Origin of the sequence: Mesorhizobium escarrei (assembly GCF_935825525.1) — a bacterium.
GTDB lineage: Bacteria > Pseudomonadota > Alphaproteobacteria > Rhizobiales > Rhizobiaceae > Mesorhizobium > Mesorhizobium escarrei.
This window is the reverse complement of the sequence record NZ_CAKXZT010000090.1, coordinates 69207-91807: the sequence shown is the minus strand read 5'-3', so window position 1 is coordinate 91807 and position 22601 is coordinate 69207. Positions and strand designations below refer to the sequence as shown.

At 63.6% G+C, this 22601-nt stretch carries 24 protein-coding genes; 9 read left to right on the top strand and 15 right to left on the bottom strand.

The features are described from left to right. Nucleotides 1-74: 74 nt before the first annotated feature. The gene (gene epmA / locus NMG80_RS06170) at nucleotides 75-1118 is read right to left on the bottom strand and encodes an EF-P lysine aminoacylase EpmA (RefSeq protein WP_254017318.1); all 1044 of its coding nucleotides are present in this window, start codon (nucleotides 1116-1118) and stop codon (nucleotides 75-77) included. 129 nt (nucleotides 1119-1247) lie between these two features. Between epmA and efp the strand changes: the two genes are divergently transcribed. Beyond that, on the top strand, nucleotides 1248-1814 hold the full coding sequence (efp, locus tag NMG80_RS06165; RefSeq protein ID WP_077382563.1) for an elongation factor P: 567 nt from the start codon (nucleotides 1248-1250) through the stop codon (nucleotides 1812-1814). A 185-nt stretch (nucleotides 1815-1999) separates the two neighbouring features. On the opposite strand, the gene NMG80_RS06160 is transcribed toward efp, so the two are convergent. The 3 genes from NMG80_RS06160 to NMG80_RS06150 form a co-directional block, all read right to left on the bottom strand. Continuing rightward, the gene (locus tag NMG80_RS06160; protein WP_254017317.1) at nucleotides 2000-2272 is read right to left on the bottom strand and encodes a DUF2285 domain-containing protein; all 273 of its coding nucleotides are present in this window, start codon (nucleotides 2270-2272) and stop codon (nucleotides 2000-2002) included. Between the two features lie 338 nt (nucleotides 2273-2610). Continuing rightward, the gene (locus NMG80_RS06155; protein ID WP_254017316.1) at nucleotides 2611-3150 is read right to left on the bottom strand and encodes a DUF6456 domain-containing protein; all 540 of its coding nucleotides are present in this window, start codon (nucleotides 3148-3150) and stop codon (nucleotides 2611-2613) included. Between the two features lie 176 nt (nucleotides 3151-3326). Then, a complete protein-coding gene (locus NMG80_RS06150) occupies nucleotides 3327-3911 on the bottom strand; it encodes a hypothetical protein (RefSeq protein ID WP_436798554.1) in 585 nt (194 codons plus the stop codon). Nucleotides 3912-4171: 260 nt separating this feature from the next. On the opposite strand from NMG80_RS06150, the gene NMG80_RS06145 reads away from it, so the two are divergent. Next, a complete protein-coding gene (locus tag NMG80_RS06145; protein ID WP_077382554.1) occupies nucleotides 4172-4867 on the top strand; it encodes an XRE family transcriptional regulator in 696 nt (231 codons plus the stop codon). Nucleotides 4868-5171: 304 nt separating this feature from the next. Here NMG80_RS06145 and NMG80_RS06140 read toward each other — a convergent pair whose 3' ends face one another. Next, entirely contained in the window at nucleotides 5172-5474 is a 303-nt protein-coding gene (locus NMG80_RS06140; RefSeq protein WP_023799072.1) for a hypothetical protein, read from the bottom strand. A gap of 193 nt (nucleotides 5475-5667) precedes the next feature. Here NMG80_RS06140 and NMG80_RS06135 point away from each other — a divergent pair, with 193 nt between their 5' ends. Both NMG80_RS06135 and dinB read left to right on the top strand, forming a co-directional pair. Beyond that, nucleotides 5668-6036, top strand: a complete 369-nt coding sequence (locus NMG80_RS06135) for a hypothetical protein (protein ID WP_254017314.1) — start codon at nucleotides 5668-5670, stop codon at nucleotides 6034-6036. Between the two features lie 429 nt (nucleotides 6037-6465). Next, nucleotides 6466-7707, top strand: a complete 1242-nt coding sequence (gene dinB, locus NMG80_RS06130; RefSeq protein WP_254017313.1) for a DNA polymerase IV — start codon at nucleotides 6466-6468, stop codon at nucleotides 7705-7707. Nucleotides 7708-7722: 15 nt separating this feature from the next. Here dinB and NMG80_RS06125 read toward each other — a convergent pair whose 3' ends face one another. Both NMG80_RS06125 and NMG80_RS06120 read right to left on the bottom strand, forming a co-directional pair. Continuing rightward, nucleotides 7723-8610: a DUF2182 domain-containing protein gene (locus tag NMG80_RS06125; RefSeq protein ID WP_254017312.1), complete on the bottom strand. Its 888-nt coding sequence runs from the start codon at nucleotides 8608-8610 to the stop codon at nucleotides 7723-7725. Nucleotides 8611-8618: 8 nt separating this feature from the next. After that, nucleotides 8619-9251: a DUF1326 domain-containing protein gene (locus tag NMG80_RS06120; RefSeq protein WP_254017311.1), complete on the bottom strand. Its 633-nt coding sequence runs from the start codon at nucleotides 9249-9251 to the stop codon at nucleotides 8619-8621. Between the two features lie 256 nt (nucleotides 9252-9507). Between NMG80_RS06120 and NMG80_RS06115 the strand changes: the two genes are divergently transcribed. Then, the gene (locus tag NMG80_RS06115; RefSeq protein ID WP_254017310.1) at nucleotides 9508-10665 is read left to right on the top strand and encodes a sulfite oxidase; all 1158 of its coding nucleotides are present in this window, start codon (nucleotides 9508-9510) and stop codon (nucleotides 10663-10665) included. Between the two features lie 161 nt (nucleotides 10666-10826). Here NMG80_RS06115 and NMG80_RS06110 read toward each other — a convergent pair whose 3' ends face one another. Next, nucleotides 10827-11939 carry a DUF1330 domain-containing protein gene (locus tag NMG80_RS06110; RefSeq protein WP_254017309.1) on the bottom strand — a complete coding sequence of 371 codons (1113 nt, stop codon included), beginning with the start codon at nucleotides 11937-11939 and terminating at the stop codon, nucleotides 10827-10829. Nucleotides 11940-12015: 76 nt separating this feature from the next. On the opposite strand from NMG80_RS06110, the gene NMG80_RS06105 reads away from it, so the two are divergent. After that, nucleotides 12016-13113, top strand: a complete 1098-nt coding sequence (locus NMG80_RS06105) for an AraC family transcriptional regulator (protein WP_254017308.1) — start codon at nucleotides 12016-12018, stop codon at nucleotides 13111-13113. 86 nt (nucleotides 13114-13199) lie between these two features. On the opposite strand, the gene NMG80_RS06100 is transcribed toward NMG80_RS06105, so the two are convergent. Together NMG80_RS06100 and NMG80_RS06095 are read right to left on the bottom strand one after the other, a co-directional pair. Then, complete coding sequence (locus tag NMG80_RS06100) at nucleotides 13200-14090, bottom strand: sigma-70 family RNA polymerase sigma factor (RefSeq protein WP_254017307.1); 891 nt, start codon at nucleotides 14088-14090, stop codon at nucleotides 13200-13202. A 1-nt stretch (nucleotide 14091) separates the two neighbouring features. Then, nucleotides 14092-14403 carry a hypothetical protein gene (locus tag NMG80_RS06095; RefSeq protein WP_254017306.1) on the bottom strand — a complete coding sequence of 104 codons (312 nt, stop codon included), beginning with the start codon at nucleotides 14401-14403 and terminating at the stop codon, nucleotides 14092-14094. A 247-nt stretch (nucleotides 14404-14650) separates the two neighbouring features. On the opposite strand from NMG80_RS06095, the gene NMG80_RS06090 reads away from it, so the two are divergent. After that, a complete protein-coding gene (locus tag NMG80_RS06090) occupies nucleotides 14651-15007 on the top strand; it encodes a VOC family protein (protein ID WP_254017305.1) in 357 nt (118 codons plus the stop codon). 23 nt (nucleotides 15008-15030) lie between these two features. Here NMG80_RS06090 and NMG80_RS06085 read toward each other — a convergent pair whose 3' ends face one another. Both NMG80_RS06085 and NMG80_RS06080 read right to left on the bottom strand, forming a co-directional pair. Continuing rightward, nucleotides 15031-16044, bottom strand: a complete 1014-nt coding sequence (locus NMG80_RS06085; protein WP_367185926.1) for a cation diffusion facilitator family transporter — start codon at nucleotides 16042-16044, stop codon at nucleotides 15031-15033. After that, nucleotides 16041-16304: a metal-sensing transcriptional repressor gene (locus NMG80_RS06080; protein ID WP_027154260.1), complete on the bottom strand. Its 264-nt coding sequence runs from the start codon at nucleotides 16302-16304 to the stop codon at nucleotides 16041-16043. Before NMG80_RS06080 ends, NMG80_RS06085 begins: the two co-directional genes overlap by 4 nt. A gap of 286 nt (nucleotides 16305-16590) precedes the next feature. On the opposite strand from NMG80_RS06080, the gene NMG80_RS06075 reads away from it, so the two are divergent. Both NMG80_RS06075 and NMG80_RS06070 read left to right on the top strand, forming a co-directional pair. Further along, nucleotides 16591-16806, top strand: coding sequence for a hypothetical protein (locus NMG80_RS06075; protein WP_254017304.1), 216 nt, complete (start codon nucleotides 16591-16593; stop codon nucleotides 16804-16806). A gap of 504 nt (nucleotides 16807-17310) precedes the next feature. Further along, the gene (locus NMG80_RS06070) at nucleotides 17311-18081 is read left to right on the top strand and encodes a pseudouridine synthase (RefSeq protein WP_254017303.1); all 771 of its coding nucleotides are present in this window, start codon (nucleotides 17311-17313) and stop codon (nucleotides 18079-18081) included. Between the two features lie 184 nt (nucleotides 18082-18265). Here the strand turns inward: NMG80_RS06070 and NMG80_RS06065 are convergent, their stop codons facing one another. The 3 genes from NMG80_RS06065 to NMG80_RS06055 all read right to left on the bottom strand — a co-directional run bounded on the left by NMG80_RS06065 (nucleotide 18266) and on the right by NMG80_RS06055 (nucleotide 22389). Continuing rightward, entirely contained in the window at nucleotides 18266-19996 is a 1731-nt protein-coding gene (locus NMG80_RS06065) for a Na/Pi cotransporter family protein (protein WP_254017302.1), read from the bottom strand. A 102-nt stretch (nucleotides 19997-20098) separates the two neighbouring features. Then, the gene (gene pstS, locus NMG80_RS06060; RefSeq protein ID WP_254017301.1) at nucleotides 20099-21184 is read right to left on the bottom strand and encodes a phosphate ABC transporter substrate-binding protein PstS; all 1086 of its coding nucleotides are present in this window, start codon (nucleotides 21182-21184) and stop codon (nucleotides 20099-20101) included. Nucleotides 21185-21648: 464 nt separating this feature from the next. Continuing rightward, nucleotides 21649-22389 (bottom strand): 2OG-Fe(II) oxygenase, encoded by a 741-nt coding sequence (locus NMG80_RS06055; protein WP_254017300.1) that lies wholly within the window; start codon nucleotides 22387-22389, stop codon nucleotides 21649-21651. Nucleotides 22390-22601 lie beyond the last annotated feature (212 nt).

The window sequence follows — 22601 nt, the reverse complement described above, 5'->3', positions numbered from 1 at the left end:
GCTGCCAATCTCCCCACTTGTGGGGGAGATGTCCGGCAGGACAGAGGGGGGCGCCGTAGAGCACCGGCCTCGCCTTACCCCGCCACCGGCGTCCACATCACATCCTCGACCCTGCCCGCCCCCGTCGCCAGCATCACCAGCCGGTCGAAGCCGACTGCGGCGCCGCTTGCCTGCGGCATGATGGCGAGTGCGGCGAGGAAATCCTCGTCGATCGGATAGCGCTCGCCATAGATGCGCTGCTTCTCGTCCATCTCGATGATGAAGCGCCGGCGCTGCTCGGCGGCGTCGGTCAGCTCGCCGAACGCATTGGCCAGCTCGACGCCGCAGCAATAGAGTTCGAATCGCTCGGCGGTCCTCGGGTCATCGGCGCTCGGCCGGGCAAGGGCGGCCTCCGAAACCGGATAGCCGTAAAGAATGGTGGCGCGCCCCTGCCCCAGCCGCGGCTCGATCTTTTCCACCATCACCCGGCTGAACAGGTCGGCCCAATTGTCGTCGGGCGCGGTGCGCAAGCCCGCCTGGACCAGAGCGGCGTGCAGCGCCTCGCGATCGGTGCTGCCGTCGGCGGCGACTGTGGTCAACAGATCGATGCCGGCATAGCGCGCAAAAGCCTCGACGACACTCAACCGCTCCGGCTCGGCGAACGGATCGGCCTCGCGGCCGCGAAAGGCGAAGCGTTTCGTGCCGGCCCGCTCGGCGGCCAGCGCGACAAGCACGGCGCAATCCTGCATCAGGCTGTCGTAGGTCTCATCGGCCCGGTACCATTCGAGCATGGTGAAGGACGGATGGTGCAATGGGCCGCGCTCGCGGTTGCGATAGACCGCGCTCAGGCTGAAGATGCGCCTCTCGCCGGCGGCGAGCAGTTTCTTGCAGGCGAATTCCGGCGAGGTGTGCAAATAGAGCGGCAGGTGCCGCCCATCCGGGCCGATCGCCTCGGTGGCGAAGGCCGACAGATGCGCCTCGTTGCCGGGCGAGACCTGCAGCGCCGCCGTCTCGACCTCGACGAAGTCGCGGCGGCCAAACCAGTCGCGCACGGCCGCGGTGATGGCGTTGCGCAGGATCAGCCGCGGCCGCCGGTCGGCGTGAACATCAGGCGTCCACCAGGGCGAGGCGGCGGTCATGACGACAGGATTTGCATCGAGGACTGGCGATTGCCGCCAAGATGCGCTAGGCCGCACCGAACGGCTGCCGCAGCCGATTTGCGCCAGTCGGCGCTCCCAGGCCAGTCAACGCTCTTAGGAATAAAGCCCGTGAAGGTCATCGCCAGTTCCCTACGCAAAGGCAATGTCGTCGAAAAGGACGGCAAGCTCTATGTGATCCTCTTTGCCGAAAACATCCATCCGGGCAAGGGCACGCCGGTGACCCAGCTCGACATGCGCCGCATCTCCGACGGGGTGAAGGTCTCGGAGCGCTACCGGACCACCGAGCAGGTCGAGCGCGCCTATGTCGAGGAGCGTGAGCATACCTTCCTCTACCACGACGCCGAAGGCTATCATTTCATGAACCCGGAAAGCTACGACCAAGTCGCGGTGCCGGAAAGCGTGGTCGGCGAGACGGCGCCCTATCTCAAGGAAGGCATGGCGGTGCAGATTTCCCAGTACAACGGCATCGCCATCTCGCTGGTGCTGCCGCAGCGCGCCACCTTCGAGGTGGTCGAAACCGAGCCGGTGACCAAGGGCCAGACGGCGTCCTCGTCCTACAAGCCGGCGACGCTGTCCAACGGCGTGCGCACGCTAGTGCCGCCGCACATCACCGCCGGCACCCGCGTGGTGGTGATGACGGCCGATGGCGCGTATGTGGAGCGCGCCAAGGATTGAGCTGGGGGGAATCAGCCAAGGATGAAACTCGCTACCAGAACCGTAAGGATCATCGACAGCGGGACGGCAAGCAGGCAGCATGCCTCCAAAGTGTTGATTTGCCAAGAGTTCATCGGGCGCTTCCCAGTTGGTTTCCTATCTAAACGGGCAGACCGGGACGGCAGTTCCACGAAAAATCTCCACCGTCATTCTATGCCGTTTATCGTGCCGATCGTCTCTTTGCCGGCCATCCAGCGGGCACGCGCCAGATGCGTCGCCCAAGCCCGGAATGCCCGTTCCGGCTCCTGCACCGGATCAATATGCAGGACGGTGCGGGCGACCTCGCGCCAATCGGCGCCGTCCGCCGACGCATCGAGCAGCCGGATATAAGTCAGCATGCAGTGCTCGTCATACGCGGTCAGCGCCGAAGACGTCGGCGCCGTATCTGCGAAATGAGGGTTTAGCGGCATCTTTGGCATTGTGATCCACCAGCAAAGGCGCAGCGTAACAGGCGGTCGAAAAGTCCGCGCCCTTCAATCGGAGGATGCAGGCCGTTCGAGGCTCGCTGCGCGCCCCGAAAATCAGGATTCGGCTTAGCTATCTTCGCCTCTGGGGCTTTAGATGAGCCCATAGCACTGCGGCGGCAAACAAGAGCGCAAAGACAAGCGAGAGCGGCCGTTGCCGCAAGAATGCCGACGATCGCTAAGATTACCCCAAAACAACGCCTATGAAACGCATTGCAACCCTCACATCTCTTGGTCAGGTAGGCAGCCTCTGATGGCATGACAAGTTCATAGCGCCCGACCCGTTCGCGCCCCTACCCCCGCGGCCGCCGCATCAGCATCATTCCGTAATGCACTGCCAGCAATTCGAGCCCGATTTTTAGCAGTTTCGACAGCACATCCCGCGGCTCGCCGGTCTGTTCGGCGAGGCTCTTCACCGTTTCGCCGGCGCAGCAGACTTTTTGCACCACCCCCGATACCTCCCAATGCGCAAGCGCCCTGGTGGCGTCGGCATAGGCACGGCCGGCGGACAGGATGCGGTCGGCAACGCCACCGCTGATGCGGCCACCGTCGACGCGCTCGGTCAGCGCCATCGGCTTGGCGCCGTCCTGCGCCGACACGCGAAAATCCTCGCGGTAGCGCATGCCCGCCTCGCGCTGCTGGCGCGACAGCGAGGTGATGCCGGTCAGCGGGTCGACATTGCGCACGCGCACGATGCCGCCGGTCGAGGTGTGGCCGTTATTGGACACCTCATAGACGCGCCTCGCCTCCAGCGTGCCGGTCGCCAGCCGCTTGCGGCCGAAGGCATCGTCCTTCAGCGCGAAATCATGACCGACCTCCTTGCGGATACGCACCCTGCTCGGCCTCGCCCGTGGGTAATTTGGGCGGCTTGGCCCTTTGGGCGGTCTTCTTGCTCATCTGTGGCTCCTCGTTTGATTGCTGCCTTCGCAGGATCTGGGTTCCTCGCCCCACGGAGTGGGAGAGGAAACAGGCCGCCGTGCCTGGCGTGAAGAATCTCGACCGATGCCGCTCACGCTGCGTCCGCGAGAGCCGAACGGCGATGGTCGCAGAACCGCGCCGCGTGATAGGCGCAGTAGCTTTTCAGCGGCCGCGTGCGCAGGCCGCAGCACAGCATGTCCAGTGCCGGCCGGCTGCCGGGCGCGTCGTTTTCGGGGTCTTCCTCGAGCGTCAGATCGAGCGGTGCGCGGCAGCGGTTGAACAGGCAGTCGATGAAACGCATGGCCGCGACATGCGGCTGGTGTCCGACGGCGGCAGCGGCGCGCGGCGCCGGCACCTTGAGGGCCTCGCCGTCGGGCCCAAGGATCTCACGCACGAACGGGCGCTGCGGCAGCCAGACCGGCGGCGCCAGCCTGGCCGGCGTGCGGACGATGCTTCGCAATTTTGTGTTGGTATAGGCGGGCATGGCGTAGGTCCATTGAAAGGTTATGCCGAAGCTGTGCCCCTCTCCCCGCTCACCGGGAGAGGATGCCGGCAGGCAGGTGAGGGGCAGCGCGGCGTCGCCGATTACCGCTCCCAGGGGAAACCGTCCTGCCCGTGCGCCGGTCGAAGACGATGACCGTGCCGTCCTCGGTGCGGATGCGCGAAAGGCCGGCATTGCACACGCCGAAATTCGGGGCCGGAGCCGTGAGGGGGACGGCTCCGGCCGTTCCGGTCGCCGCCGCTGACGGCAGGGCGACCGGATCCGAGGCGCGAGCCTCGGGCTTCGTCCCGGCCGGGGAGGAGGACAGCCGGAACGGATGGCAAAGCGAGATGGAGCGGCGTGGCTTGTGCATGGCCGCATATAAGGATAACTCTAAAAATTATGCAAGCTATTCTTTCATAGACGAAACTGTTTCTTATGTTTCAGATGGCGCCATGGCGAAAACCTCATTGTCGATCAAGGTCGGGGCGGCGATCCGCAAGGCGCGCAAGCAGCGCGGCCTGGTGATGCGCCATATTGCCGAGCATAACGACACCGACGTCGCCGCTGTCGGCAATTGGGAAACCGGCCGCAACCTGCCAAAAACCGAGAACCTTTTGAAGACCGCCGCGTTCCTGCGCGTCGACCCGGTGGCGCTCGGCAAGGGCGAGGTCGTCTTCCTCGACGACGCCGACAATGTCGCCGACGCCGAGATCGTCACCGACGCCGCCCCCCTGCCCGCCGGCCCGATGGACATCGAGCTTCTGGGTGCTGCGGTCGGCGGCGACGACGGCGACTTCACCTTCAACGGCGAGGTCGCCGGCTATGTCCAGCGCCCGCCCGGCATCGCCCATCTGCGCAAGGTGTTCGCGCTGCACGTGCTCTCCGACTCGATGGTGCCGCGCTACGAGCCCGGCGAGATGCTCTATTGCGGCGGCCGCGATGCTGTGCCCGGCGACCACGTGGTGATCGAGATGTTTCCCGAGGAAAACGAGCGCAACGGCAAGGCCTTCATCAAAAAGCTGGTCAAGCGGACCGCCGCCGAGCTGGTCGTCGAGCAGTACAATCCGCCGAAGACGCTGACCTTCAACCGCTACGCCATCAAGCACGTCTGGCGCGTCATCCCGCTTAAGGAACTGCTGGGTTACTAGGGGGCGGAGCGCGCGCCTTCTCCCCTGCCACGGCATCGCCGGCAGGGGCATAGGGATTCTGCGAAGAGGACCCCCACCCTAACCCTCCCCACAAGGGGGAGGGAACGCCGCGCGGCGGACACGCCAACCTCACCGCTGAGTGCCACGCCAATTTTTGCAGAACTTGACACACACAACTATCATCGCCAACGGAAGTCTCCCTCCCCCTTGTGGGGAGGGTTAGGGTGGGGGTACATCGTAGAGCGAAAGCCTCGGCTTCCCATGCGATTCCCCTGCCCCGCAAGCGGCGATGGCGCCACTCCCATCAAGCCCGCCTGGATCTCTCCAGCGGAACCTCGCGCTCGCCAAGCATCCGCGCCTCGGCGCGGCGCTGCTGCCGCTCGTCGATGAACGCAGCCTGGATCGAGACCGCCGCGCCCGGCAGGCCATCGGCGCGACAGGCCGAGCAGCGAAGCCGCCCCGACAGTGCCGCCAGCGGCGTCTGCGCGGTCACCCCGAAACGCCTCAGCTCCGCCGGCTTCCACCATCTGTTTCGACCGCAATCGATACACTCGACCGCGATCGAGACGACCTCGGCGATCGTTGCTTCCTTGCCCGGCAATGCCATCGTCCCTGATGCCTCAGTTCCTGTTTTGTTCACATCATTAGGGGTTTTTCCCGAAGAGTCGAGTCGGTTCCGCTCAACCTATATAAAAGTTTAACTTATGAAAATTTTTTGAGTTATGCTTATATGCTTATATACCCGGATGAATGGGCGGCGGAACCGGGTCTCCGTCGCGCCGCCAGCCAAGGAGACGAAGATGGACGCCCTCTCCGCCCAGTTCGCCCGTGATTGCGGCTATATCGGCGACAGCCCGGCGATGCTCGCCGCCTTCGCAGCTATCCGCCTCGACGGCATCGGCAGGGCGCGCCTCGGCCACGACCAGCGCAAGGGGCTGGTCGACCGCCTGAAGCTCGGCGAGGCCTTGTTCCTGGCGGCGATCCGCCCGGCGCAGTCGGCTGAGGAGGCGATCGAGGACGCCGCCCGCTTCATTGCCTGTTATCGCAACATGCCGCGCTGGCGCCAGGAAAGGCGCGGCGCCGATCTTGCCCGCGCCAGGCAGCAGCGGCTGCTGGCGCGCTTCTTCCGCCGCTACGGCCACCGCCTCTGGTCACGGCAGGCGGCGTAAGCTGGAGAGGTCGGCGCTTGCGCCAGCAGCATTGGTAGTTAGTGAAAGCCGAAGCGGCATTCGCGGCTTCATTCCAGCTTGGGTTCCTCGCCCCCCACGAGAGTGGGGGAGAGGGGACTGGGCCCTACGAAAGCCCCCTCTCCGGCCGCTTCGCGGCCACCTCTCCCCCGCTTCGCAGGGGCGAGGAACCCAGGGGTCTTGAGAGGTCGGCGGGGGACTACACCCTCCATCTTGCCGGACATCTCCCCCGCAAGGGGGCAGCAGCCGCTTCAGTTTCGCCAACCACCAACGCTGCGGATTGGAGCAGCGCAACCCTTCATCTGCCTTCGCGCTCCTTGACAATCCATCCTATTTGTTCTCTTTATGTTCCACATAAAACCACCCTCAATACAATGCGGCGTTCGAACAGCCGCGGGCGAACGGGCCGGAATGGAAGCCAACATCCTCCATGCTGATCTGGACGCCTTTTATGCCTCGGTCGAACAGTTGCTCGACCCCGCCCTGCGCGGCAGGCCGATCGCCGTCGGCGGCGGCGTCGTGCTGGCCGCGTCCTACGAGGCCAAGGCCTTTGGCGTGCGTGGCGGCATGCCGGGGCGGCGCGCGCGTGAACTCTGCCCCGGGCTGATTTTCGTCGGCGGCCATTTCAAGGATTATCAGCGGCTCGGCGATGCGGCTATTCAAGTGCTCGGCGATTTCACGCCTGTGGTCGAGCGGATTTCCATCGACGAGGCCTTTGCCGACGTCGCCGGCTGCACCCATCTGTTCGGCCCGCCGGCCGAGATCGCGACAACCATCCGCCGCCGCGTGCGGGCCGAGCTTGGCTTGCCGATCTCGGTCGGCGTGGCGCGCACCAAGCACCTGGCCAAGATCGCCTCGCAAGTGGCCAAGCCCGACGGGCTGGTGGTGGTCGATCCGCGCCACGAGCTGGAGTTTCTGCACGATCTGCCGGTCGAACTGATGTGGGGCGTCGGCCCGGTCACCAGGGAGCGGCTGGCCGGCATTGGTGTGCGCACCATCGGCGAACTGGCGAAGACCAAGGGTGGGTCGCTGGAGCGTCTGCTCGGGCCGGCGGCGGGCGAAAAACTCAACGCGCTGGCCTGGAACCGCGATCCGCGCAAGCTCGAGACACAGCGCCGGGCGCAATCGGCCGGCGCGCAATCGGCGCTCGGCAGGAAACCGGCCGAGGCAAAAATCTTCGTGCCCACCCTGCTGCATCTGGCCGACAGGGTCGCCACCAGGCTGCGGGCGAAATCCCGGCCCGGCCGCACGGTGACGGTCCGCGTCCGCTTTGCCGATCTGCGCTCGGTGACGCGTTCGATCACGCTCGACCAGCCGATTTCGGCAACCGCGATGCTGGCCGAGATCGCCGAGGCGCTGGTGCGCAAGGTGCTTGTCGATCATCCGCACGAAAAGACCATCTCGCTGCTGGAGATCGCCGTCTCGCATCTGGAGAAGCAATCGGCCCTGCAGCTGGAACTGCCGCTCGGCCTCGACGACGACAGCCGCCGCCCCGGCACCAGGAAGGGCGCGGCACGCTGGACCGCCGACCGCGCCATCGACAAGATCCGCGACCGCTTCGGCTGGGAAGCGGTCGGCTATGCCTCGGTCACGCTCGGACTGTCGCGGTCGGTTCCCGATGCCTTTCGCGAGCTGGCCGAAAAGGAATTGTGAGCCGCGAACTGGTCGTCAGACCAAAAGCGTTGCACTGCCCCAGGCGATCAGGGCGATGCCGGCTGCCCGGCCGACCCACGGGCCGGCAGGGAACAGCTTTTCCACCAGCACCAGAATGGCGAGCGCGGCAACCCACACCAGATTCATGACGCCACCCACGAACAACAACGCCATCAGCATCCAGCAGCATCCGACACAAAACGCCCCGTGCAGTGCGCCAAGACGCAGCGCGCCAACGGCGTGGGGACGCCAGTGTTGGGCAAGGAACGCCGTCGGCGCCCGGCAATGCGACAGGCAGGCGTTCTTGAAGGGTGAGAGCTGATACAGGCCCACGGCGATCAGGACGATGGCTGAAAGCGAGCGGCTTTGCGAACTCATCATCGTCGCGGAAACGAAGGCCTCGCGTTCGAGCAACCAATGCAACGCGGTGGCCGCGACGGAGAACCCCAGCCAGACCAGGAGGTAGCCTGCCATGAACACGCCGGTCGGCGCGAGCTTGTCCGGGATCTGACCCTGTGCCAGCGCATGGCGATGCACGCGCGCATAGAGCAGGATGGTCGGCGCCGCACTCGGCGACATCATGGCGACCATCATGACCCACCACATGGCGATCATCAGCGCCCACTTCGCGGCCCCCCAGACCCGCGGCTCCGTCACCATCGCGCTCATGTCCATGCCAGACATATCCATGCCAGACATATCCATGCCGGGCATGTCGGGTGTCATGTTCGGAGTTTGCAGGTGGGGAAATAGCGCGAGCCTCGACATTTCCCACGCATTCATGCCGAGCCCTGCGCCGGCGACGATATAAAGCCAGGCCAACAGGCACAGCGTCACCAGGCCCGCAATCGTGATGACGCGATCGCGTCTGAGCAGCCGTTCCAGTGGCGACGCGCCGTTCATGTGGCGCGTCAGACTCGCACCACCCCGTGATTGTTGAGATGGAGCCGCGCGAACTGGCCGTAACTGTCCTTCATATTCACCTGAACCGGCCCGCTGGTTGTGCTCGAAGCGCTGCCGATCTCGGCGACGGCATATTCGAAGCCGTTCGGGAGCACGATCTGGGCGCGCGAGTCCGCTCCCGTCACCTTGTTGCGGATCGGTTCGCCGACGGTTTCGATGTAGTCCTTGACGAAGATGCGGCCCCTGCGGCCGTCGACATCGAGGTCGAGATCGATCCGGGTGAAGACCGGCTCATTCATTTTTGTCACGGTGGAGGCGTAGACGGCGAACATCGTCGCGAACGGGTCGGTGTCCTGGCCGGTCATGATACGCAGCAGCGCTTGACGCTGCCGGTCGGTTGCCTTCTCGTCGACGAAAGCGATGGCTTCGCCATTGCCCTCGTGGATCGCGCCGGGCCATTTGAAGATCGCGGCGATGCGCAGGCCGTCGAGAACGGTCTCGCCATGATGACCCTCATCGATCTGGATGCCGGCGACGGCATGGCAATGGCCCTTGTCGGGCAGCGCATTGAATTGACAGTTGCAGCCATATTCGCAGGTGCAATTGACGAGTTCGCGTCCCCTAATCTCCCAAGACGTCATGCTCTCCTCCCTGATCTCGAAATTTTAGACCATCATCATACACCTAGACTCTTCCCTCTCAAAGGCGCACCCTTAAAAAGGCGAAACCCAAGCGAGAGTTTCGTCCAAGGCTTCACATGCTTGAGATGCGCCGCTGATTGCCTGACCTGTCCGGATAATCTCCGGGCGGGGCAAACGTTCATTGCGCCTATCCGTGATCAGGCTGCGGCCTAAGGCACGTTGCAGCCCGTTTCCGGATCAACTGGGAGGAAACAACATGCCTGATCTTCAACGCAGAGAACTTCTTGTTCAGGCAAGCGCGGCTCTTGTCGCAATCGCTGCTTTCTATACCTCGCGTCGGGCTTACGCTTTTCCAACACGGCCGAGCGAGGAGGTTATTCCGTGGCTGGACCAGCCGACCGAAAATCCCGATCCGGTCGGTATCCAGAAGCAGCTTGTTTGGGAGGATCTGGATAGCTGGATAACGCCAAACGACAAGTTCTTCAGCATCTCGCATTTCAATCGACCAACGATCGACGAGAAGACATGGTCGATGGAGATCGGCGGCATGGTCAAGAAGCTCTTAAAATTAACGCTCGCCGACATCAAGGCGCGGCCGCGCCAGGAGGTCGTATTCACAGTGGAATGCTCAGGCAACCACGGGTTTCCCTTTTTCACCGGCGGCATCGGCAATGCCCGCTGGGCCGGGACGCCACTCGCACCGATCCTCGAGGAAGCCGGCGTTCTGGAAAATGGCATCGAAGTCGTCTTTTTCGGTGCCGACAAAGGCGAAGTCCCCATACGCGACGTCAAGATGCAGCAGAACTTCGCTCGCAGCATGTCGCTCGCCGACGCGACGAACCCCGACAATTTGCTCTGCTATGAAATGAACGGAGCCGCCTTGCCGGCGGCCAACGGTTTTCCGCTGCGGCTGATTGCTCCGGGCTGGTACGGCATCGCCAACGTCAAGTGGCTGGAGCGCATTGAGGTGCGCGACACCCGCTTCATGAGCCTTCTGATGGCCCGCGACTATGTCACCATCCGGGAGGAAGAGCGCAATGGTGAGACTGTGTGGACCGAGAGTTCAGTCGGCCCGGCACGGATAAAGTCGGCGCCCGCAAAGGTCACCCGGAAGGACTCGGACTACCGCATCATAGGGGCAGCCTGGGGGGCACCTATCGATCGGGTCGAAGTGCAAATCGATCAAGCGCCATGGGCACCGGCGATCATCGACCACAGTGACGAGGCCGAACACGCCTGGAAGATTTGGTCCTTGGATTGGGCAAATCCGTCTCCCGGAGAACACACGGTGACCTCGCGCGCGGTCAGCACCACCGGACAGGTTCAACCGGCGATGGACGATCCCTTGATTGCCAGGAAACACACATACTGGGAAAGCAATGGCCAGGTGACGCGCCGCGTGCGTGTCGTTTGATAGACTTTGCAGCACGCGGGAGGTGAAGCGGGCAGCGCAGACTGCTTGTCCAAACAATCTTTAGGTCCGCTGGGGGAGGCAAAATAGACGCGCATCGTAGATGCCCGGAACGACCGCTTCGGTGAACTGTTGCGATTCGTCTCGTCCACGGGACGCCAGCGTCAGTCCTTGGATGCCGTGATGACGAGCGCCGGCATGTCGAAAGCGACGGCGCCGGCCGCTGTCACGAAAGGCATAAGTGCCCGCTCGGCTTCCTCCAGAAGCCGCTTGAACTGCTCGTTGTCCAAAAGCCCGCCCAACGTCCAGATGCAGGCTCTTTCGGTCGAAATCAGCGTCTCGATCGAGGCAAAACGGACCGTTCCGCGGTGCCGCTTCACCTCGGCACGCTCTATGCCAGCCTTCGCGCAGAGCGAGCGCAGTAACTCCGCATCGCCGAGCACAAAGGGCGCGCGGAACGCGTTCGCAACGTCGCTTCCAAACAGCCGTTCAAGCATATCCGCCACCGCGGCATAGCCGGGCGACTGGTCGAGCGAGTCGCAGACCGCGACGGCGAGCCGGCCGCCGGTCTTAACCACGCGCATCATTTCCCGCAGTCCGGCTGCTCGATCGTCGAAGAACATCAGGCCGAACTGGCTGACTGTGGCGTTGAAGCTTTCATCCGGAAAAGGAATCTGCTCGGCGCGCCCTTCTCGCCACTCGATGCGCGTGCTTTTGCGGCGGGCAATGCAAAGCATGTCGGGATTGGCGTCAAGCCCGACCACCTTGCCCTCCGCGCCAACGCGGTCGAGGGCCGCGAGCGCCAGCACACCGGTACCGCAGGCGATGTCGATGACGCGGTCGCCCCTCCCTATTCGCGCCTCGGCGGCGACGATGGGCCCCCATTGTCGGAACAGCGCTGGAACGAACAGTGAGTCGTAGATTTCAGCCGGAGTTTTCGATGTCTTACCCCGGTGGGTCTGGACCGCCGCTTCCGCCGATCCCGGCGTTGCACCTTCAAGGAACACTGCGTTGGATCGGGTTCCGGCGACGCGAAGCGCCTTCAGCGGCTCGTATTCAGGCGATGAATACCAGCGCTGGGCATGCTCGCCGTCGGCAAATTCGACGATGACCGGATAGACCGGCTGCCAGTCTCCTTCGACAAGGTCGGATTTCCCGCCCAGCACCAAGTAGCGCCCTCCATACTGTTCAACCGTTGCAAACACCCCTGCCAGATACTTCTCGACCTTGGCTTGGTCGGTGATTTCACGCACGTCGAAGAAGCAATAAGTAGACATGGCCGACCTCCGTTGATCGCATGGACTCCGCGGGATGCGCGGTGGATATGCTGTTCGGCGCATAGTAGACTTGGCCATGGGCACGCTCCATGACCCAGCGTCTCAATCGCTTGCCGCAGCGTCCGTTCCTGCGCCATCGCCTGGGCGGCCACCGGAAGAGGTCGTTCCCGATGCCTCACCTTCGGCCGCGCCGGACAAGGATGTGCTTTCGGATGTGCTGCGCGTGATAAAACTTACCGGCGCGCTTTTCTTCTGGGTCGATGCCTCTTCGCCCTGGAGTGTGGAAGTGCCGCGGGCGGATTCATTTGCCCATCTCATCCTGCCGCGCGCCCAACATGTGATTTCCTACCACATAATCACCCAAGGATCGGGCTCGGTCAGCATCGGTGACGGTCCGCCGATGGAATTTGCCGAAGGCGACATACTTGTGATCCCGCATGAGGATTCGTACGCGATGTGCAGTGCGCCCGGAGTTCGGTCAGGTTTGAGCCAGGAAGATTCGCTCGATTTCTTTCGCGCCATGGCGGCCGGACAACTGCCCTTCGTGGTCAACGAAGGTGGCGACGGCCCCCTCCTAACCAGATATGTCTGCGGTTTTCTTGGTTGCGATGCACGGCCGTTCAACCCTCTACTCGGGGCTCTTCCTCCGCTGATGCGCATCCGGCGCGCGGCCGGCGCGCCAAGCGACCTGCTCGACCGGCTGATCGAGCTAACGCTGGCAGAGGTGTCCATTCAACGGCCTGGCGCTGAATGCATCCGCCTGCGCCTCAGCGAATTGATGTTCGTTGAGGTCCTTCGCCGCTATCTTGAGGCACTGCCGCCGGAGCAGACCGGCTGGCTGGCCGGCTTGCGCGACCCCGCCGTCGGCCGGGCCGTTGCGCTTGTCCACGAGAATCCGGCGCGTGGCTGGACAATTGAAGAACTCGCACGCGAAACCGGCGTCTCGCGGTCCGTCCTCGCGGCCCGCTTCACACGTCTCGTCGGCTGCCCACCGATGCAGTATCTCACGCGATGGCGCGTACAACTGGCCGCACGACTGCTCACTGATGGGCTGGCCAAAGTCTCGGCGGTCGGGCGTGATGTCGGCTACGAGTCCGAAGCGGCCTTCAGCCGGAGCTTCAAGAAGCTCGCTGGCGTCTCGCCGGCTGGCTGGCGCGGTGGCCGGCGCGGATAACGGGCGGCCGGAGGCCAATTTGAGGAATGCAATATGCCCCGACAGACGCCTTCGCGCGCCATCTCCGCACCATTTCCAACCCTCCCCTACCCGTCCACCGTGCTGATCTCGGCATCGACCAGACACCAGGGTGCATAACGAAAATCGCGGATCTGGACGACCCGCTCGTCCCACCATTCGATCAGCATGAAGCCGCGCACCGGGCCCTCCGGCTCCTGCGGGTTGCGGATCAGGATCGCCGGTCGGCCGTCGACGAAGCCCAGCGACAGCGCCCAGTCGCTGATGCGGTCGTAATTGCCGAAATAGGTCGACACTTCGGCCTTGCCGCGCAGGCGGAGGCGGCTGACCAGTTCGAGCTGGACATCCTCGGCGATCAGCGCCCTGACCGCGTCGAAATCGCGCGCGTTGAACAGATCGACATAGCGGCGCAGCCGTCGCTCGTCATCGGCGTCGAGCCGTGGCGCGGCAGCTTGTTCGGGCTCAGCTGCCAATATGCGCAGCTGCGCCCGCCCGCGATGCAGCGCCGCCTTGGTGGCGGCCAGCGTCGTGCCGGTCACCTCGCAGGTTTCGTGCAGTGAAAGGCCTAGCACGTCGACCAGGATCACGGCGCTGCGCTGCGCAACCGAGAGTTGCATGAAGCGGCGCAGGCCGGCCGTAGCGGCGAGCCTTGCGTCGGCGCTGCCGGAAGGATCCTCGATCGTGGTCATGTCGGTTTCGGTCATGCGCGACCTTTCCCGATGGCGCTGGCGCAGATGATCCTGGGCGGCATTATGAGCGATGCGAAACAGCCATTGCTCGGGCCGCTCGACCGCCATGCTGCCGTCCACCGCCTGCAGCGCCTTCAGCAGCGTGTCCTGGACGATGTCTTCGCCGTCGATCACCGAGCCGGCCATGCGGGCGCAGTAGCGGTGCAGTTTGGGGCGCAAGCCGGAGAGCATCGCCTCCAGCGCCGGCCGGTCGAACTTCATGGCGTCCATTCTATCCGGCCTTGCTCTCCTCAAGCACACGGTAGTTGCCGATGATTTTGGCAGGCGATCGCTTGACCGGGGTCGAACGCCGCTCCGCATGGTTCTGCGTGAATGCCTCGAAGGCCGCAAGCCCGGTCAGCGCGGATGTATCGGTTCCCTCGCCGACGACGTGGATGAACTCGCCGTCGTCGAGTTCGAGCACGAGATAGCGCACGGTTTGTGGCGCCGTCTCATCCAGCGCCTCGAACACTTTTGCCACCAGCGCGCGGTTCTCTTCCAGCCCGGTGTCCTTCACGCTGTAGCGAATGAGTTTGTAGCCCATGGTTCATCTCCCGAATGGTTGGTCTGAGCAGAAGACGACCGCAGTTGCCGAAAAGATTCTCGGGCTCGGCATAATTCTTTTCGGCCGCCAGATGGAAGTAACGCCGGGTTCTGGCACCTGCAATCACGGCCGATCGACCTATATCCAACTGAAGCTTGTCGATATCGAGCGGCTGCCTGGAGGGCGATAGCGCCGAAACGTCGTTTGCAACGGCGATAGCTTGTTCGCATCAGGGAGGTAAGGAGCCATGATTTCCGGCGCACACATGATCATCTACAGCACGGATGCCGAGGCGGACCGCGCATTTTTTCGCAATGTCCTGCGTTTTCCAGCAATCGATGCTGGCGAAGGCTGGTTGATCTTCGCATTGCCACCGGCCGAGATCGCCGTTCACCCGGCCGCCGAAACCGACAGCCACGAAGTCTATCTCATGTGCGAAGACATCGATGCCACAATCCAGGAACTGAAATCGCACGATGTTGAATGCACTTCGGTCACCGATGAAGGCTGGGGCCTGCTCACGCATGTCTCGCTTCCCAGTGGCGGCTCGCTTGGCCTCTACCAGCCGAGGCATCCTTTGGCGCACAAAGCCGGGGCTGCTTAGCGGCGCTCGTCGATGAGGAGCGCTCACCCGTGAGCATGATCGGCATCCGCGTTCGCCAATCTTATATTCGCCGCCGCAAGCGCCGGCATGTGCTCGAACAGCTGGTGCTCCAGCGTTGCGGTGATTTTCTTCGCCTCGGAAACCGGCAGGCTTTCTTCTACGGCGATGGCAATGTTGGCGTGCAGCTTGTGACCGATCCACCGCGCCTTGGCCTCGACAATGCGCGCTGCCGGCACATGCGCGGCGGCATGGCGAATGTCGCCGATGACATCAGGATCTATACCATCGAGCATGCGGGTCAGCACCGAGCGCGCCGACTGCCAGACGATGCCCAAAATCGCAACCGTGATGAGCAGGCCGACGATCGGGTCGGCCAACGCAAAACCGAGCCAGACCCCGAACGCTCCGAGGACCACGGCAAGGCTGGTCAGGCCGTCGGTGCGGGCGTGGTAGCCGTCGGCAACGAGTGCGGCGCTGTTGATTTCGCGGCCGACGCGGATGCGGAACACCGCCACGGCCTCATTGCCGAGAAAGCCGACAAGGCCTGCCGCCGCCAGCCAGCCAAGATGCGTCACCGCGCGTGGATTGATCAAACGGTCGATGGCCTGGTAGCCGGCGACGATGGCGCTGAACAGGATGATCCCGACGATGATCATCCCGGCCAGGTCCTCGACCCGGCCTAGGCCGTAGGCGAAGGTCGGCGACGGCTTGCGCCGGGCCAGAAGGAAGGCGATCCACAGCGGAATGGCGGTGGTGGCGTCACCGATGTTGTGGATGGCGTCGGCCAGCAACGCCACGCTGCCCGATAGCGCGACCACGACCATCTGCATCGCCGCGGTGAGGGCCAGGATGACGAACGACCATTTGATCGCCCAGATACCGCGGTCGGTCGTCGCAATGGTTGCATCGATGACCCCGTGGCTATGCGACCCGCTCACATGATCGTGATGGCCATGACCATGCGCGGCGTGATCGCGCGGCCCGAACCCGAACCAGTCGAGGATGCGCGCGCCGAGCACAGGTATTTGACGGCTCACAGGTATTTCGCCAGTTGCTTGAGTTCCGCCAGCGAGTTGCCGCCCGCTTCCGCGGTGTCCGTCAGGCAGTGCTCGATATGATCGTGGATCAGTTCGCGCTTTGCGCTGCTGATGGCGCTCTCCACGGCGTGGAGCTGCTGCGCCAGATCAACGCAAGGACGATGCGCCTCGAACATCGACAGCACCGCCGCAAGGTGGCCTTGCGCGCGCTTCAGGCGCTTCACGATAGCCGGATGCGAACGGTGGATGCCTTCGGACATGGCTGTTTTTGTATCCTCCCGGGGAGGATACAGTCAAATCTTCTTTGAGCTCACCTTGCCGGCGATTCCGTCACAAACCGAAGAAAGACGGCCAGCCACCTCCTGCGGTAACCCGCCGACGGCGGCGGCCCGTATTATTTCGTGACCGTGCTGCGCTGGAACCTTCCCCTCGCACCAGCGTTCGGGGCGCTGTATTCGCGATGCCTTATATTTAGGCAAACCTGGTAGGCGACGGGCGAGTATCGGTGGGGAGGCAAAAGCATGGGATGGGGAGGAGCATGTTGTCATGTCGAACCGTGAAATTGGAACGTCCCACACATTGGGGCTGCGCATCGCCGATCTCCAAGCCAGGATGCGGAGCGCCCGAATTACCGAGCACGAGATGAAAATTTTTCAGAAGGTAGCCGCTGTCATGGGAGGAGGTGAAGGCTCGCTGCAGATCGATGCCGACGACCTGATTGCCGCATCTTTTGTCGTCGAGGACGAGCCCAGGGCAAACTGACCATCGTGGCGCCCCCGGCGATCAGCGTCGGAGGCCAGGGAGCGGCGGGTTCGAGGCTGGTGACGTTGGCGCTCTACGGCGCCCCCTCTGTCCTGCCGGACATCTCCCCCTCTTGGGGGGAGATCGGCAGCTTTGCCGACCGCGCCTCTTTTCAAAAGGTTGGCGATTGGCGAAACACTGATGACGGTCGATCTCCCCCTTGTGGGGGAGATGTCCGGCAGGACAGAGGGGGGCGCGGTAGAGCGCCAACCTTGCCAAAAAGTCCGGAGGCGGCCCGTCGCAACGAAGGGCCGTAGTTCACACGCCCGGATACTCGTATCCGAGAATCCAGATATCCACCCTGGCGGCTTTCTGTTAGGCAATATTCACCTGACTGGAGAATCGATTGCGCGGACTTGGCGAGGGCTTGATGCAGCGCCTCAGCGACGGCATGGAAACGCTCGCCAGGGCTGGAGATGGGCTGGCGGGAAAGTCCTGACCTTGCCGGAACGATCACGCAAAACGATGACACCACGGCCGAACACCCGCCGGCCACGCCCCTCGCCCAACCCAGGCGTCAGTTCCCCCGGCGTCAGCCTTTGCCGTGCCCTGTCAAAGCTTGGCCTGTGCTCGCGCAAGCAGGCGGAAATTCTGGTCGCCGAAGGGCGCGTCCGGGTCGCCGGCAAAATCGTGCGCAACGGCTCGCTGCGCGTCGATCCCGGCCGCGACCGCATCGAGGTCGACGGCAGCCGCGTCGTCGCCGAGCGCAAGGTCTACCTGATGATCAACAAGCCGCGCGGCCTGGTCACCACCCGCGACGACCCGCAGGACCGTGGCACCGTCTATGACTGCCTGGCAGGACTCGACCTGCCCTTCGTGTCGCCGGTCGGCCGCCTCGACAAGGCCAGTGAGGGCCTGCTTTTGATGACCAACGACACCCGTTTCGCCCAGCGCCTGCTCGACCCCGCTTCGCACGTCGCCAAGGTCTATCATGTGCAGATCGGCGCCCTGCCCGACCCGGCCATGCTGGCGCGGTTGCGCGCCGGCGCCACGGTCGACGGTGAAGATTTGACGGCCCGCTCGATCGAGATCCTGCGCAGCGGCACCAGCACCGCTTGGCTGGAAGTCACCCTCGACGAGGGCCGCAACCGCCACATCCGCCGGCTGCTCGGCGCGCACGATGTCGAGGTGCTTCGCCTGGTGCGGGTGGCGATCGGCCGCGTGCAGCTCGGCGACCTCGCCAAGGGCAAGGCCCGCCACCTCACGAAGGAAGAGCTGGCGCTGTTTCAAGGCTGAGCGAGGATGCGTCGCTCTCCCTTCTCCCCTTGTTTGTGGGAGAAGGTGGATTGGCGCGTAGCGCCAAGACGGTTGAGGGGTGCTGGAAGGATCGCCGTCGGTGCCAAGCTGGAACACCCCTCATCCGACCTCGCTTCGCTCGGCCACCTTCTCCCACAACAAGGGGAGAAGGAAGATAGGCCTTCTACTCGGCCGGGACCGGGCTGAGGCCGGGATCGCCCATCGAGTGCGCCTTGGCCTCCTTGCGTGCCGAGGCACGGGCGAGCACGCTTTGCCGGTTGACCGATTTGCGCTCGGCATCGATGCGTTGGATCAGGATTTCCGCGCGTTCGATTGAACCGAGCAGGGCCAGGATCGTGCCGCGTTCGGCAGCGCCTGCATTGGGTCCGAGCGCCAGCGTGCGGCTGCGCAGTTCCTCGACCTCCGGCAGATTGACATGGCCAGCCGGCACCTTCGGGTCGGAGATGCCGTAAGTCGGCAAGATCTCACGTAGCGAGGCATCGAGCTTGCTCAGCGCAACGTCGACGATGGCCTGCGCCGGGCCGCTGAATTTCTCGCGCCTGACGCGGCGCGCCACCTGATGCATCGATTCCGTCAGGGCAGCCGTGAAGTCGGCTTCCTCGATCAGGCTGGCGATCAGGTCGAGCTGCTCGTAGGGCAGGTCCTCCTTCATCAATTCGGCGGTGTAGGCGCGGATGTCGCGGCTGAGGATATCGGTTGCGAGATAGTGCTCGCCAGGATCCGACGGCGCCTTCTTCGACGAACGTGCGATGTCGAGGAACATTGCGCCGGCCTCAAGGTGACGGGCCGTCTCCTGCTGGACGGCGGGAACGGCCTTGGCAAAATCGCCGGCCAGCTTGCGGTCGAGGAATCGCGGCGTCGAGAAATCTTCCGTGTCCTCGGCATCCGTGTGACCGACACGCGACAGGACCCGCTCGAACACCCCGATGAACGGAAACAGCAACAGCGTGTTGAAGACGTTGAAGAACGTCGAGTAGAGACCGACCGCGACCGGCACCAGGGGGAAGGTCTCCTTGCCGTCGACGATCACCGGAATGGCGGGATCGCCGCCGAAGAACTGCATGGCCCATTCCAGGACCTGCATGGAGACGAAGAACAACGGAATCGTGATGCACACACCGATGATGTTGAACGAGATGTGCGCGTAAGCGGTACGCTTGGCATTCTTCGAAAGATTAAGCGAAGCCATCCACGAGGTGATCGTGGTGCCGAGATCGGCGCCGAGCGAGAAGGCGACGGCCGTCGTCCAGTCGAGGATGCCGGCGGCGCCAAGGCCCATGACAATGCCGATCGTCGCCGAGGACGAATGGATCATGGCGGTCACGCCGGCGGCGATGAACACGCATTTGAGCAGGTTGAGATAGGAATCGGCCGTCAGCGTTTGCAGCAGGGCCATGACTTCGGGCAGGTTGCGCAGCGGACGCAGGCCACCGGTCATCAGGTTGAGGCCATAGAAGATCAGCGCGAAGCCCATGCCGGCGAGCGCTATGTTCTTGACCTTCTCGCTTTTGGCGAAGCAGTAGATCAGCGAGAACACGCCTGCCAGGATCAGTCCGAGCGGACCGAGCGGCAGGGCGATGAGCCCGTTGCCGAGCGTGGTGCCGATATTGGCGCCCATGATCACGCTGATCGCCGGTCGAAGCGCAATGACGCCGGCATTGACCAGGCCGACGACCATGACGCTCATCGCCGTCGACGACTGGATGACGCCGGTGATCAGCGTTCCCGCCAGCACGCCCTTGATCGGCGTTCCGGCGGCCTTGGCGAGAAAGGCGCGCATCCGGTTGACCGACAGCGCCTGGATGCCGTTGGCCATGAAGTCGAGGCCGAGCATGAAGATGCCCAACCCGCCGATTACCGGCACGAGGATGTCCTTGAAGATATCGATGTCCATGTCACGCAGTCCCCAACAAGCCGCCATCACGGCGCGATATGAAGTTCAGTTCAGGTGCTGCGCGAAGCAGCAGCCCGGCTCTTCCGCTCAGTTCTCTTCCGCTCAGTTTCCGACGGGTTCCTGCCTTGCCCAATATTGCTCGATCTGGGCGACGAGCGCTTTCGGCAGCGGCACGTAGCCGAGCGCGGCGGCGTCGCCCGCGCCTTGCGCGAAGGCGAGCCGGAAGAGGTCGTGCACGCGGCGATAGCGATGCTCCGAACGACCCGAGACCTGAACGACCGCGAACACCGCCGTGCTGATCGGATAGGCAGTATCGCCGTCTCGATCGGTCAGCGAAGCGAAGAAGTCGGTCGTTTGCGCCCAGTCGACGGATGTCGCGGCAGCCTGCACGCCCTCCGGCTCCGGCTTGACGAACTTGCCGGATTTGTTCTCGATCAGCGCGTAGGCAAGGCTGGCGCGCTGGGCCTGGCCGGATTCGGCATAGGCGATCGCGCCCTTCGTCTGATGCACGGCTCGAATGAGGTTCTGTGTGCCTTCGGCGTCAGTGCCGAGCGGCCACGAGATCAGCGTATTGGCGCCGTATTTGGCCTTCCACTCATCGCTGACCGCCGACAGATACTCGGTGAAGACAAAGGTCGAGCCGGAGCCATCCTTGCGATGAAGAACGCTGATCCTGAGATCGGGCAGCGTCAGGTCCGGATTCACCGCCTTGATCGCTGGATCGGACCATGACTGGATCTTGCCTAAATAAATGTCGGCCAGCAGCGGCCCGGTCAGGCGAAGGCTTCCCGGGCCGATGCCGTCGAGATTGACGACGACGGCGATGGCGCCCATCACGATCGGAAACTGCTGGCGGCCGGCCTTCTTGAGTTCGGCGGCATTGATCGGCGCATCCGTCGCGGCAAAGTCGATGTCCGGCTGATCGAGACGCAGGACGCCGGCGAGCGAGCCGACAATTTCATAGTCGACCTTCCAGTCGGGCGAGACATAGTCGCCGCCGTCGGCGCGAGCGCTCTCGTAGGCCGTTGCCCATTTGCCGATGATCGGGGCGGCCAATGTCGATCCGGCGCCGCGAATAGGCTCAGCCTGCGCAGCGGCCCCGATCATCAAGGCAGCAGCAAGCATGATGGCGCCACTTACCTTCGGCCATTTGCGCCGTAGCGACGCAAAGCTTGCTGGAAACATCATGGCAATCCCCGACTATACTGCGAAAATAAGTAACTGCTTTTCAGCCCTGGCAGATATCAACAGTCATCCGCCCGGCGAACAAACGCCAGCAGAGAAACAACATTGCTCACCGTATGAACCTTGGTTAACGATTGGATGACAAAGTTCTTTGTGAGTAGAACTTTTTTATTCGGATTTGCGATCGCTTGTCCCGCCCGTCCCTCGGGCTCCTATGAAGAATTGGGTCCGAAGAACTGAACTCCAACGTTGCGCCTCGCGCGCACCCTTCTCCCCTTTTGTGGGAGAAGGTGGCCGCGAAGCGGTCGGATGAGGGGTGTTCCAGCTTGATACTGACGGCACTCCTTCCAACACCCCTCAACCGTCTTGGCGCTGCGCGCCAATCCACCGCCCGGGGCGAGTCACGGGCCTCGCCCGCCCTTCGGGCCCCACAAGGGGAGAAGGGAGAAGGAAGTCTGCAGACACCTTTACTTTGCGTCGTGGAAGATGATGCCGACGGTATGGCGCATGCCGGAGCGAAGCCGGCTGACGCCGTGCCTGAGATTGACGCGGTAGCTGCCTTTGCTGCCCTGCACCGGACGATTGTGGACCGCGAAGGCGACGGCGTCGCCCTGGCGCAGCGGCACCACCTCGGCGCGGCTCTGCATGCGCGGGCGCTGTTCGGTCAGCACGAACTCGCCGCCGGTAAAGTCCTTATCCGGTTCGGACAGCAGGATTGCCACCTGCAGCGGGAAGGCAAGCTCGCCGTAGAGATCCTGATGCAGGCAGTTGAAGTCGCCGGGACCATATTGCAGCAGGAGCGGCGTCGGCCGCGTCTGGCCCTGGTCGTGGCATTGCTTGAGGAACGCGGCGTGTTCGTCCGGGTAGCGCTGCGCGATGCCCATGCGCTGGTTCCAGTCGTTGGCGACGGCGGCAAGGCGCGGATAGAGCGCGCTGCGCAAGCCGCCGATTAGCTCTGGCAAGGGATAGCGGAAGTAGCGGTACTCGCCCTTGCCGAAGCCGTGCCGCGCCATGAGGATATGGCTGCGGAAATGGCTTTCGTCGGCATAGAGCCCGGCGATCTCCAGGCATTCTTGCGGTGTCAGCAGCTTTTCCATCACCGCGCAGCCATAACCACTCATCTCCGAGGCCAGTGCCTGCCAATCATAAGCGGCGACGCGCGCCTCCGCCGAACGGACTGCTGCTGCTGGAACCGTGTGCATGGTCATGGCTCTGCCTCCTCTGGCTTCATCGGCTTCTGCAATCAGATGGGTGAAGCAGCGCGCGCAAACCACCCGTTTCCTGCCAATGGGTGATGCACAGGGTTGAAGCTGCCGATCTCCCCTTGCGGGGGAAATGTCCGGCGGGACAGAGGTGGCCTCATTCCAGCTTGGGTTCCTCGCCCCTTCGAAAGTGGGGGAGAGGTGGCTCGGCGAAGCCG

What these genes read in the sequence shown, in the direction of transcription:
- NMG80_RS06105 (WP_254017308.1), top strand. Translation starts at nt 12,016, where the DNA reads ATGGGCACGCTCCATGACCCAGCGTCTCAATCGCTTGCCGCAGCGTCC.
- NMG80_RS06145 (WP_077382554.1), top strand. Translation starts at nt 4,172, where the DNA reads ATGGCGAAAACCTCATTGTCGATCAAGGTCGGGGCGGCGATCCGCAAG.
- dinB (WP_254017313.1), top strand. Translation starts at nt 6,466, where the DNA reads ATGGAAGCCAACATCCTCCATGCTGATCTGGACGCCTTTTATGCCTCG.
- NMG80_RS06095 (WP_254017306.1), bottom strand. Translation starts at nt 14,403, where the DNA reads ATGGGCTACAAACTCATTCGCTACAGCGTGAAGGACACCGGGCTGGAA.
- NMG80_RS06160 (WP_254017317.1), bottom strand. Translation starts at nt 2,272, where the DNA reads ATGCCAAAGATGCCGCTAAACCCTCATTTCGCAGATACGGCGCCGACG.
- NMG80_RS06125 (WP_254017312.1), bottom strand. Translation starts at nt 8,610, where the DNA reads ATGAACGGCGCGTCGCCACTGGAACGGCTGCTCAGACGCGATCGCGTC.
- epmA (WP_254017318.1), bottom strand. Translation starts at nt 1,118, where the DNA reads ATGACCGCCGCCTCGCCCTGGTGGACGCCTGATGTTCACGCCGACCGG.
- NMG80_RS06075 (WP_254017304.1), top strand. Translation starts at nt 16,591, where the DNA reads ATGTCGAACCGTGAAATTGGAACGTCCCACACATTGGGGCTGCGCATC.
- NMG80_RS06100 (WP_254017307.1), bottom strand. Translation starts at nt 14,090, where the DNA reads ATGGACGCCATGAAGTTCGACCGGCCGGCGCTGGAGGCGATGCTCTCC.
- NMG80_RS06070 (WP_254017303.1), top strand. Translation starts at nt 17,311, where the DNA reads ATGACACCACGGCCGAACACCCGCCGGCCACGCCCCTCGCCCAACCCA.
- NMG80_RS06065 (WP_254017302.1), bottom strand. Translation starts at nt 19,996, where the DNA reads ATGGACATCGATATCTTCAAGGACATCCTCGTGCCGGTAATCGGCGGG.
- NMG80_RS06120 (WP_254017311.1), bottom strand. Translation starts at nt 9,251, where the DNA reads ATGACGTCTTGGGAGATTAGGGGACGCGAACTCGTCAATTGCACCTGC.
- NMG80_RS06110 (WP_254017309.1), bottom strand. Translation starts at nt 11,939, where the DNA reads ATGTCTACTTATTGCTTCTTCGACGTGCGTGAAATCACCGACCAAGCC.
- NMG80_RS06150 (WP_436798554.1), bottom strand. Translation starts at nt 3,911, where the DNA reads ATGCCGGCCTTTCGCGCATCCGCACCGAGGACGGCACGGTCATCGTCT.
- NMG80_RS06090 (WP_254017305.1), top strand. Translation starts at nt 14,651, where the DNA reads ATGATTTCCGGCGCACACATGATCATCTACAGCACGGATGCCGAGGCG.
- NMG80_RS06140 (WP_023799072.1), bottom strand. Translation starts at nt 5,474, where the DNA reads ATGGCATTGCCGGGCAAGGAAGCAACGATCGCCGAGGTCGTCTCGATC.
- NMG80_RS06055 (WP_254017300.1), bottom strand. Translation starts at nt 22,389, where the DNA reads ATGACCATGCACACGGTTCCAGCAGCAGCAGTCCGTTCGGCGGAGGCG.
- NMG80_RS06115 (WP_254017310.1), top strand. Translation starts at nt 9,508, where the DNA reads ATGCCTGATCTTCAACGCAGAGAACTTCTTGTTCAGGCAAGCGCGGCT.
- pstS (WP_254017301.1), bottom strand. Translation starts at nt 21,184, where the DNA reads ATGATGTTTCCAGCAAGCTTTGCGTCGCTACGGCGCAAATGGCCGAAG.
- NMG80_RS06080 (WP_027154260.1), bottom strand. Translation starts at nt 16,304, where the DNA reads ATGTCCGAAGGCATCCACCGTTCGCATCCGGCTATCGTGAAGCGCCTG.
- NMG80_RS06135 (WP_254017314.1), top strand. Translation starts at nt 5,668, where the DNA reads ATGGACGCCCTCTCCGCCCAGTTCGCCCGTGATTGCGGCTATATCGGC.